General features: G+C 73.4%; 1 protein-coding gene and 1 pseudogene. One reads left to right on the top strand and one right to left on the bottom strand.

All coding sequences use genetic code 11. From position 1 onward, the window contains the following. Positions 1–881: pseudogene (locus ACFFNX_RS50165) on the bottom strand (hypothetical protein); the annotation flags it as partial. Between the two features lie 156 nt (positions 882–1,037). Between ACFFNX_RS50165 and ACFFNX_RS50160 the strand changes: the two are divergent. Then, on the top strand, positions 1,038–1,329 hold a 292-nt coding region (locus tag ACFFNX_RS50160; protein WP_378213569.1), incomplete at its 3' end, for an EamA family transporter.

Raw genomic sequence — 1,329 nt, 5'->3', positions numbered from 1 at the left:
GTCGCCGCGGCGGCGGCCAGGTCGTAGCAGGCGAGGCGGAAGTGGTCGCCCGGCGTCGTCTCGCGCAGCACGGCGATCCGCAGCTGCGGCGGGCAGCGTCGCAGCCACTCCTGGTAGACGGCCGCGTCGCCGAAGCGGACGCCGCCGTGGTCGCTCTGGATCATCTGCAGGGTCGCGCCGCTCATCGCGGCCAGCGCGTCGGCGCGTGGGCGGAACGCCGCGCCGCCGCGCAGCGTCTCGGCGGTCTCCCAGATCGTGCGGACGATGTGCGTGGCGCCCATGGGGTCGTTCGCGCGCAGGCGTTCGGTGTAGGCCCCGACGATCAGTGACAGGTCGGGCTGCAGGAACCAGCGCGGCCCGCCGTCGGTGCTGCTGAGGAAGCGGCTGAAGGCCCCGAGGATCGGATGGTCGGCGTCGGCGACCGGCGCGCCCGCGCACCACAGCACCGAGAACAGGCAGACCGCCGCCGGGCTCGGCGTGCCGGGGATGAACTGCGGGTCGCGCATCGGGAACTGTGCCGGGTTGACGGCGGCGGCCGTGACCAGGGTCTGCTGGAGCCGGGCGAGCAGCGGGGGAGGCGGCGGCGCGCCGAACAGTCCGTCGGCGGCCAGCGGGCCGGGCGTCAGGTCCGGGCCGCTGGGGACCATCGAGGGGGGCACGGGCGGACTGCCGGCACCGGGCGGCGCGGGCATCATGGCCTGGCGCGCCAGCGGGTCGAACGGCGGCGGGCACAGGTGCCAGTTGCCCTCCAGGCCGCAGCGGTACCAGCGGCCCCAGAGCCCGAACAGCCACCATTCGCCGGCACCGGCGAGCATCCGCGAGGTGACGGCCTGGGCGCGTTGCGGTGGAGCGGCGCTCATCCACCACGGCGAGGCGGTCATGGCACGGATGTCCGTTTCGATAGCTGCGAACGGATCCGTGGGGGCTGCGCCGGGCCAAGTCACCCTGCGCATGGTAGTGCGTCGGGAGAATCCCGTTGTCGTACGTAAGGAGCATGATGTATTGATGCTCCTGATTCGACTGATGAGGGGAGCTCCGTGGACGCCGCTCGAGTGAAGGCATGGGGACTGGGGTTCGGGGTGTTCTCCTCGGTCTGCTTCGGCACGTCCGGTGCGTTCGGCAAGGCGCTGATCGAGGCCGGCATGTCGCCGTTGCAGGCGTCGTGGGCCCGGGTGGCCGGGGCGACGCTGGTGCTGGTGCCGGTGATGCTGGCGGCGCGGCGCCGGGCGGCCGCCGCCGCGCTGCGCGGCCACTGGCGTCTCCTGCTGCTGTACGGCGTCATGGGCGTGGCGGGCTGCCAGTCCTTCTACTTCGTCGCGGCGTCGCGGA

Origin of the sequence: Actinoallomurus acaciae (genome assembly GCF_042429965.1) — a bacterium.
GTDB classification, from domain to species: Bacteria; Actinomycetota; Actinomycetes; order Streptosporangiales; family Streptosporangiaceae; genus Actinoallomurus; species Actinoallomurus acaciae.
The sequence above is the reverse complement of the archived record's forward strand: the minus strand, read 5'-3'. Positions and strand labels throughout refer to the sequence as shown.